Origin of the sequence: Dysgonomonas mossii (genome assembly GCF_004569505.1) — a bacterium.
GTDB lineage: Bacteria > Bacteroidota > Bacteroidia > Bacteroidales > Dysgonomonadaceae > Dysgonomonas.
In genome coordinates this window covers 1-392 of the sequence record NZ_SPPK01000132.1, presented here as the reverse complement: position 1 = coordinate 392, position 392 = coordinate 1, and the positions used below count along the sequence as shown (strand labels likewise).

1 protein-coding gene is annotated in these 392 nt (G+C 64.8%); it reads right to left on the bottom strand.

Annotated elements, in window-relative coordinates; translation table 11 throughout:
- A partial coding sequence (locus E4T88_RS19080) for a hypothetical protein (RefSeq protein ID WP_221411840.1) occupies positions 1 to 392 on the bottom strand: 392 nt, incomplete at both ends.

Genomic DNA, 392 nt, shown 5'->3' with positions numbered 1-392 from the left:
CCTTCAGGCAGGAATAGTCCTTGTTGCAGGTGCTCTGGTTGATGCGACGCTTGCGGCCGAATTCGGTCTCCAGCGGCTCCACCGACAGGCAGTTGGACTGCACGGAGCAATCGCCGCAGCCCTCGCAGACCAGCTCGTTGATGACCACGGTCTTGTCGGGCGTGGCGAGCGTGCCGCGCTTCCTGCGGCGGCGCTTCTCGGTGGCGCAGGTCTGGTCGTAGATGATGACCGTGCAGCCGGGGATCTCGCGGAATTCGCGCTGGATGCGGTCCAGCTCGTCGCGGTGGTGCACCGTCACGCCCTCGGCAAGCGGCACGCCGTCGTACTTGGCGGGCTCGTCGGTCACGATCACCAGTTTCGCCACGCCCTCGGACTTCAAACTGTTCATGATC